The 7,291-nt window shown below is 69.6% G+C and carries 10 protein-coding genes and 1 pseudogene; all 11 read left to right on the top strand.

Going from position 1 to position 7,291, the window contains the following annotated elements; genetic code table 11:
- The coding region (locus tag B3446_RS06245) for an ATP-binding protein (RefSeq protein ID WP_291378485.1) at positions 1-963 on the top strand (963 nt) is incomplete at its 5' end.
- A complete protein-coding gene (locus B3446_RS06240; RefSeq protein WP_279970806.1) occupies positions 960-1,202 on the top strand; it encodes a hypothetical protein in 243 nt (80 codons plus the stop codon). The genes B3446_RS06245 and B3446_RS06240, both read left to right, overlap by 4 nt.
- A 146-nt stretch (positions 1,203-1,348) precedes the next feature.
- Positions 1,349-2,359 (top strand): DUF4157 domain-containing protein, encoded by a 1,011-nt coding sequence (locus B3446_RS06235; protein ID WP_291378481.1) that lies wholly within the window; start codon positions 1,349-1,351, stop codon positions 2,357-2,359.
- A gap of 8 nt (positions 2,360-2,367) precedes the next feature.
- Positions 2,368-2,637, top strand: a complete 270-nt coding sequence (locus B3446_RS06230; protein WP_291378479.1) for a hypothetical protein — start codon at positions 2,368-2,370, stop codon at positions 2,635-2,637.
- The gene (locus B3446_RS06225) at positions 2,634-3,287 is read left to right on the top strand and encodes a hypothetical protein (RefSeq protein ID WP_056558507.1); all 654 of its coding nucleotides are present in this window, start codon (positions 2,634-2,636) and stop codon (positions 3,285-3,287) included. Before B3446_RS06230 ends, B3446_RS06225 begins: the two co-directional genes overlap by 4 nt.
- Positions 3,284-3,628: a LysM domain-containing protein gene (locus B3446_RS06220; RefSeq protein ID WP_191577782.1), complete on the top strand. Its 345-nt coding sequence runs from the start codon at positions 3,284-3,286 to the stop codon at positions 3,626-3,628. The genes B3446_RS06225 and B3446_RS06220 overlap by 4 nt, the downstream gene beginning before the upstream one ends.
- Positions 3,621-4,748 (top strand): hypothetical protein, encoded by a 1,128-nt coding sequence (locus B3446_RS06215; RefSeq protein ID WP_291378475.1) that lies wholly within the window; start codon positions 3,621-3,623, stop codon positions 4,746-4,748. The genes B3446_RS06220 and B3446_RS06215 overlap by 8 nt, the downstream gene beginning before the upstream one ends.
- A complete protein-coding gene (locus B3446_RS06210) occupies positions 4,745-5,260 on the top strand; it encodes a phage baseplate assembly protein V (RefSeq protein ID WP_056326117.1) in 516 nt (171 codons plus the stop codon). The genes B3446_RS06215 and B3446_RS06210 overlap by 4 nt, the downstream gene beginning before the upstream one ends.
- Positions 5,261-5,272: 12 nt before the next feature.
- Positions 5,273-5,596 carry a hypothetical protein gene (locus B3446_RS06205; protein WP_191577784.1) on the top strand — a complete coding sequence of 108 codons (324 nt, stop codon included), beginning with the start codon at positions 5,273-5,275 and terminating at the stop codon, positions 5,594-5,596.
- Between the two features lie 12 nt (positions 5,597-5,608).
- Complete coding sequence (locus tag B3446_RS06200) at positions 5,609-5,971, top strand: GPW/gp25 family protein (protein WP_291378469.1); 363 nt, start codon at positions 5,609-5,611, stop codon at positions 5,969-5,971.
- Positions 5,968-7,291 (top strand): annotated as a pseudogene (locus B3446_RS06195) (putative baseplate assembly protein); the annotation flags it as partial. The gene B3446_RS06200 and the pseudogene B3446_RS06195, both read left to right, overlap by 4 nt.

Below are 7,291 nucleotides of genomic sequence, written 5' to 3'. Positions count from 1 at the left end.
GGCGATGCCGTGGACCAGGCGGCCAGCCAGTTCGGCCTGGACTCGCGAACCTTGCAGCGCACCGCCGCCGCGCTTGCGCCGGCATTGCAGGAGACCGGCGCCGATCCCGCCGCCTTACTGTGGCAGGGCTGCGCGCAGGCCAGCCGCAGCAAGCTGGACGGCTTGGCGCAGCGCCTAACGCCGGCCGCCGGCTGGGACGATCTGGTACTGCCCGAGCCGCAGCGTGCGGTGCTGCGCCAGATCGCCGCCCATCTGCGCCAGCGCTATCGTGTCTATCAAGACTGGGGCTTCGCAGCCGCGCAGTCGCGGGGCCTGGGTCTTGCCACCCTGTTCACCGGCGAAAGCGGCACGGGCAAGACGCTGGCCGCGGAGGTGCTGGCGCGCGAAACCGGACTGGACCTGTACCGCATCGACCTGTCCGCCGTCGTCAGCAAGTACATCGGCGAGACCGAAAAGAATCTGCGGCGCCTGTTCGAGGCCGCGGAGGACGGCGGCGCGATCTTGCTGTTCGACGAGGCGGACGCGCTCTTTGGCAAGCGTTCGGAGGTCAAGGACAGCCACGACCGCTACGCCAACATCGAAATCAGCTACCTACTGCAACGCATGGAGTCGTACCGGGGCCTCGCGGTGCTGACCACCAACCTGAAGTCCAACCTGGACAGCGCCTTTCTGCGGCGGCTGCGCTTTGTCGTGCAGTTTCCGTTTCCTGACCTGGACCAGCGCGCGCGGATCTGGCGCGGCGTGTTCCCGGCCGCCACGCCGACCCGCGATCTCGACCCGCGCCAACTGGCGCGCCTGAACCTGACGGGCGGCAGCATCCGCAACGTCGCGCTGAACGCGGCCTTCCTGGCCGCCGACGCCGGCTCCGAAGTCACCATGGCTCACGTGCTGCAAGCCGCGCACGCCGAAGCCGCCAAACGGGAACGGCCACTGGCCGATGCCGAAACGAGGGGATGGCCATGAAATCCGCAATTCACCTGCATATCCGCGCGCTCAGCCTGCCGAGCCATGACGCCGCCCAACGCAATGCATTCGTTGCCGCGCTGGTCCACGAGCTGGTCCGGCGCGCGGCGCAGAACGGCGGCGCGGCCGCCGATTCCCATGCAGAAGAGGTACGCACCGTCGCGGACGGCGCGCAACCGGCGCAGACGGGCACGCAAGCGGGCCGCGCCATCGCCGACACGTTTCACCTGAAGCATTGAGCCGTGCCATGAGAGCGTCCTTGTTCACGCCGCGGCCGGACACGTCGCCACCGCGCTCGCGCCTGGTGATGCGGCGATGCGCCTGCGGATGCGGCGGCAAGTCGAAATGCGCCGCCTCGTCGTCTGCCGGTCGTGCAAGGGCGGCCGTGCCCGACCAGGTCGAGGACGTGCTGCGTAGCGCGGGCCAGCCGCTGGCCTCAGCAGACCGGATGGAATTCGAGCGGCGCTACGGCCATGATTTCGGGCGCGTGCGCATCCACGCGGATGCGCGGGCCGCGGAATCGGCGCGCGCGCTGGATGCGCAGGCCTACACCGTCGGCCCGCATGTGGCCTTCGGCGCGGGCCGCTACGCGCCGGGCACACGCCAGGGCCGCGACCTGCTGGCGCACGAACTGGCGCATGTCGTGCAACAGCAGGGGCGCTACCACCCCGGCCTGCCGCTGGAATTGGGCCCATCGCAGTCAGCGCTGGAGGCGGAAGCCGACCGTGCCGCGCACAGCCTGTCACGGCCCAGTGCGGCGCCAGGTGTAGCGCAGACCGTGCAGCGCGCCGGCATGGGCGACCTGCGCGTGGCCGAGGCCGAGGCGCGCAAATGCCCCACCACGCACACCATGCCGGACGACGTGTATGACGCGGTCAACGAGGCCTGGTCCAAGTCCGGCCACGGAGGCGACACCGTGCAGGAACACGGCGGGCGCATCGTGTCCGACAAGGACGGCAAGCGCGTCATCCGCACCGGCTCGGGCGGCGGCGGCAGCATCAGCCTGCCCGCCGAGAAAAAGGGCGACTACACGCTCGGCACGTATCACACGCATCCATACAGCAGCTCGGAAGGGTCCAAGCTGGGCGTGGCGTTTTCCGGCGCCGACGTCGCCAACTTCATGGCCGGCAGCCAGGGCTGGGTGAAGTACATCGGGGCTGGAAGCTGCAACTATGCGCTGAACATGCAGGACTACGAGGCCGTGTACGACTGCCGCAAGCGCGGCGTCGATTTCAAGACCCGCTGGAATGACGCGTTTGCCGCCGCCACCGGCACGTTCCAGGCCAAGGTCGAGACCGCCGTGCGGGCCTCGGTCGACGGCTGCGGCATCTGCTTCTATCGCGCCTGCCGGCCGGACGACGCCAGCGCCGTCCCCAAGAACATGAATCTGATCTAGGAGCCGCCATGGAAGACTGGATTGGCAAGACCGTGGGCGAGGTGCTGGCCCTGTGCCAGACGCGCTACGCCGACGTCACGATGGTCGACGAGCCGCCGGGCAAGCTGCGCGCTGTCGAACTGGATTGCGTGGCGCGGGTGCCGGTGTCGCGCTTCGTGCTGGAGTTCGACTACCGCCCAGACCTCTTCAGCGCGGCGCGCCACTGGCCGGAAGCGCTGGTGGGCGCGCAGCGCATCACGGCTGTGCGCAACGCCGCCGAACCGCAGGCCTATCCATGAGCGGACCGCTTTCGCCCCGCCTGCTGCGCGGCGGCATCATCCTGATCGATCCGGCCAGCGGGGCGGTGCAGCGCGTGATATCGCTGCAGTACAACCCCGAGACGCTGACGCGCTCGCTGCAGCCGCAGAGCGTGGACGACGGCGGCGCGGCGGGCGAGCCGCTGCGTCTGAAAGGGCCGCCCGCGGAAACGATCCGGCTGGACGCCGAGCTGGACGCCACCGATCAGCTCGAATTTCCCGACGATCATCCCCAGGCGCGCGACACGGGCATCCATGCGCAGCTTGCCGCGCTGGAAACCATCGTCTATCCGGACAGCGCCGCGCTCATCCGCAACAACCAGATCGCCAACCTGGGCACGCTGGAAATCGCGCCCACGGTCGCGCCGCTGAGCCTGTTCGTATGGAGCCGCGAGCGCGTGGTGCCGGTGCGCGTGACCGATTTCTCGATTACCGAAGAGGCCTTCGACGCGCGGCTCAACCCCATTCGCGCAAAGGTGTCGCTGGGTCTGCGAGTGCTGCACGTGGGCGATCTGGGCTTTGGCGACAAGGGTGGCCATCTGTACCTGGTGTATCAGCAGCGCAAGGAACGGCTGGCCGCGCTGGCTGGTCTGGGCGACCTGGGTTCCGTCGGATTGGAGTCCCTGCCATGAGCGTGCAGCGCTTTCCCGCCAACAGCCGGTATCACGACGTGCCCACGGCCGAAATGCCGGGGCCGGATGGCCGGCCGCTCGTCTACCTGCGTCGGCGCTTTCTGCCGGACCCGGCGGCGCTGACGGCGGTGGGCGAGGTCGCGGTCGCACCGGGGGACCGGCTGGACCGGATTGCCGCTGCGGCGCTCGGCGATCCGCTGCAGTTCTGGCGTCTGGCGGACGGCAACGACGCGCCGCGTCCGGCCGCGCTGGAAGTGCCCGGGCGCAGCCTGCGCGTAACGCTGCCCGCCGCATTGGGCTCTTCCTTCGGTGGCGCCCCATTCGGAGGCAACGATGCTTAGCGGCGTGCACCTGACGCTGCTGGTCGGCCCCGGCCTGCCGGTGCCCGCGCCCCGCCCCATCATGGACGGCCTGGAGCGCGTCGAGGTGTCGTCGTCCGCGGAGGGGCCGGGCGGCTTTCAGCTCACCTTCTCCGTCAGCAACCGCTCGCCGCTGCACACGCTGCTGGTGATCGCGGGCGGCCAGGTGCCGTGGCTGCGCGTCATCCTGATCGCCACGCTGAACGGGTTGCCCACCGTGCTGATGGACGGGTTGGTCACGCGACAGGAGATCACGGACGGCAACGCGCCGGGCCAGTCGCGCCTGACCGTCACCGGTGAAGACCTGACGGTGGCGATGGACAAGCAGGACATGAGCGGTCTGCCCTACCCGGCCATGCCCCCGCCCGCGCGCGTCGCCGCCATCATCGGCCGCTACGCGTTGTACGGCATGCTGCCGCTGATCGTGCCGTCGCCCTTCACCGACGTGCCGATTCCGGTGGAACGCATTCCGCTGCACGAAGGCACCGATCTGGCCTACGTGCGTCAGCTTGCCCGGGAAGTGGGCCACGTGTTCTACATCGAGCCCGGTCCGCTGCCCGGCGCCAACGTGGCGTACTGGGGACCGGAGATCAGGCTGGGGCCGGTGCAGCCAGCGCTCAACCTGGGCATGGACGTGCACAGCAATGTCGAGTCGCTGTCGTTCGCGGTGAACCAGTCGGACGCCGCGCTGCCGGTCATCTTCATCCAGAATCCGCTGACCAAGTTTCCAATTCCGCTACCCGTCCCCGACGTCAGCCTGACCAGCCCGCCGCTGGGCCTGCTGCCGCCGCTGGCTAAGGGACTCACGCTGCTCAAGGACACCGCCAAGCTGTCGCCGGCCGCCGCCTTGGGCCGCGGCCTGGCCATGGCCGCCGGCACCACTGCCGACGCCGTGACCGCCGATGGATCGCTCAACGTGCTGCGCTACGGCCATGTGCTGAAGTCGCGCCAACTGGTGGGGGTGCGCGGCGCGGGGCTGGCGTTCGATGGCCTGTACTACGTCAAGCGCGTCGACAGCTCGCTCAAGGCCGGCGAATTCCGGCAGCAGTTCTCGCTGGCCCGCAACGGCCTGATCTCGACCCTGCCCCTGGTGCCGCCATGACAGACCCTCAACGCCACTACGGCAAATTCCGCGGCGTGGTGATCAACAACGTCGATCCCATGCAGATGGGCCGCATCCAGGTGCAGGTGCCCGACGTGCTGGGCCTGGGCGTCTCAAGCTGGGCCATGCCCTGCGTGCCGTTTGCCGGACAGCAGAGCGGGGTCTTCGTCGTGCCGCAGGTCAGTTCGGGCGTGTGGGTGGAGTTTGAACAGGGCAAACCCGACTACCCGATCTGGGTCGGCGGATTCTGGGGATCGGCGGCCGAAGTCCCCGCATTGGCGCTGGCGGGCCTGCCCGTGTCGCCCAGCATCGTGCTGCAGACCGGCGGACAGAACACGCTGATGATTTCCGATTTGCCGGGTCCCACCGGCGGCATCCTGCTCAAGACCAAAACGGGCGCGATGATCTCGATCAGCGACGTGGGCATCACGCTGTCCAACGGCCAGGGCGCGACGGTGATGCTGGCCGGCCCTGCCGTCAACATCAACCAGGGCGCCTTGACGGTGACCTGAGGAGGCCAGAGCATGCCCGGACCCCTGCTGCATCTCGGCGCCACCGTGCAGTGTTCGCACGGCGGCCAGGCCATCCCGACGTCGCCCAACCCGCGCGTGCTGCTGTCGGGCCAGCCGGCCGTGACCATCCTGTCGACGTATTCCATCGCGGGCTGCGCGTTTCCGCCGCCCCCGTCGGGCAACGGTCCCTGCGTCACCGGCATGTGGCTCGCCGGCGCGACGCGCGTGCTGATCGGTGGAATGCCGGCCGCACTGCAGGCCGGCTCGTCGATCTGCATGCCCACCGGCACGCCGATGCTGGCGCTGCAGGCGCAGGCCCGCGTCGTGGGCATGTAAGGACGCGTCGCCATGGCCCTCCTGCGCTTTCCGTTCGAACCCGACGCCCGCGGCCGCAGCCGCAATGCCGACGACGCCACGCACGTGCGCGACATGATCGAGCAGGTCTTGTTCACCGTGCCGGGCGAGCGCGTGAACCGGCCGGACTTCGGCTGCGGGCTGCTGCAACTGGTGTTCGCGCCCAACAGCGACACGCTGGCCGCCGCCGTGCAGATGAGCGTGCAAGGCGCGTTGCAGCAGTGGCTGGGCGAGCGCATCGCCGTGGAATCGGTCAACGTCGCGCACCGCGATGCGACCCTGCAGGTCGACGTGCAGTACGTGCTGCGCCAGGGCCAGCAGCGGCGGCTGGCGCGCTTTACGCGGGATCTGCCATGAACCGCCAGTTCCGCAGCGCCAACCCGCGCCGGCTGCAATTGCTGCGCGCCCAGCAGCCGCCCGGCGACAACGGCATCGCCTTCGTGGAAATCGACGCGGCCGACCAGCGCACGGTGCGCGTCGTGTGCGCGCATCCGGTGTCCGGCATCGGACGCGCGCACGTGCGTATCGAAGGCGGCGCGCGCATCCGCGGCATTGCGCTGGCCGCGGACCCGGTGCTTTCCGGCAACGAGATCCGGCTGACCGTGGACAAGGCGGGCGACTTCTCGTGGTACACGCTCGCGCTCGTCAACCCTGCCGACCCTGACGCGCCGGCGCCGGGCTTTGACCTGTGCCTGTCCACCATCGAGATCAACTTCAAGGCGGGGTGCCCGTCGGAGTTCGACTGCGCCGATACGCACACGTGCGATGCGCCCACGCCGACAGAGCCGCTGCTTGATTACCTGGCCAAGGATTACGAGAGCTTCCGGCGGCTGATGCTGGACCGCCTGTCGCAGAGCATGCCCGACTTCACCGAGCGAAACCCGGCGGACTTCACGGTGGCGTTGGTCGAAACGCTGGCCTACGTGGCCGACCATCTGTCCTACGCGCAGGACGCCGCCGCCACCGAGGCCTATCTGGACACCGCGCGCCGCCGGACCTCGCTGCGGCGCCACGCGCGTCTGCTGGACTACCTCTTGCATGACGGCTGCAACGCGCGCGTGTTTGTCGCGATCGAAGCGAACGCGCTGGGCGATGGCAAGGTCATCCCGGCCGGCACGCCGCTATTGACCAGCACGCCCGAAGCCGCGCTTGCCGAGCCCGTGCGCCGCCGTGACGTGCTGGACGGGCTGCCCGCGGCCGGCATTGAAGTGTTCGAGACGCTGCACGACCTGACGCTGCACGCCGCGCACAGCCGCATCCTGCTGCATGACTTCGCCGATCCCGCCTACTGCCTGCCGCGCGGCCAGACGCAGGCGGCGCTGGTGAACGATCCGCCGCTGACGCTTGCCCCCGGCGACGTGGTGGTGTTCGAGGAGACCATCGACCCGTTGACGGGCCGCAAGGCCGACGCCGACCGCACGCATCGCGTCGCCGTGCGCCTGACTGAAACCCGGGCCGGCCGCGACGATCTGACCGGCACCGACCTGCTGCTGATCGCCTGGCATCCGGACGACGCGCTGCCGTTTCCGCTCTGCGTCAGCCGCGAGTTCGACGAGAGCGGCGCGCTGGTCAAGCGGGCCGTGTCCGTCGCGCGCGGCAACGTCGTCCTGGCCGATCACGGCATGCAGCGCGACTGGACGCCGTTGCTGCCGGACACCGCCACCGCGCGCGATGCGC

The organism is Achromobacter sp. UBA5777 (genome assembly GCF_002418565.1).
GTDB classification, from domain to species: domain Bacteria; phylum Pseudomonadota; class Gammaproteobacteria; order Burkholderiales; family Burkholderiaceae_B; genus Achromobacter; species Achromobacter animicus.
This window is presented reverse-complemented; position numbering and strand designations above follow the sequence as displayed.

Coding starts and splice junctions, on each gene's coding strand:
- B3446_RS06230 (WP_291378479.1), top strand. CDS start 2,368: ATGGAAGACTGGATTGGCAAGACCGTGGGCGAGGTGCTGGCCCTGTGC.
- B3446_RS06225 (WP_056558507.1), top strand. CDS start 2,634: ATGAGCGGACCGCTTTCGCCCCGCCTGCTGCGCGGCGGCATCATCCTG.
- B3446_RS06215 (WP_291378475.1), top strand. CDS start 3,621: ATGCTTAGCGGCGTGCACCTGACGCTGCTGGTCGGCCCCGGCCTGCCG.
- B3446_RS06220 (WP_191577782.1), top strand. CDS start 3,284: ATGAGCGTGCAGCGCTTTCCCGCCAACAGCCGGTATCACGACGTGCCC.
- B3446_RS06200 (WP_291378469.1), top strand. CDS start 5,609: ATGGCCCTCCTGCGCTTTCCGTTCGAACCCGACGCCCGCGGCCGCAGC.
- B3446_RS06205 (WP_191577784.1), top strand. CDS start 5,273: ATGCCCGGACCCCTGCTGCATCTCGGCGCCACCGTGCAGTGTTCGCAC.
- B3446_RS06210 (WP_056326117.1), top strand. CDS start 4,745: ATGACAGACCCTCAACGCCACTACGGCAAATTCCGCGGCGTGGTGATC.
- B3446_RS06240 (WP_279970806.1), top strand. CDS start 960: ATGAAATCCGCAATTCACCTGCATATCCGCGCGCTCAGCCTGCCGAGC.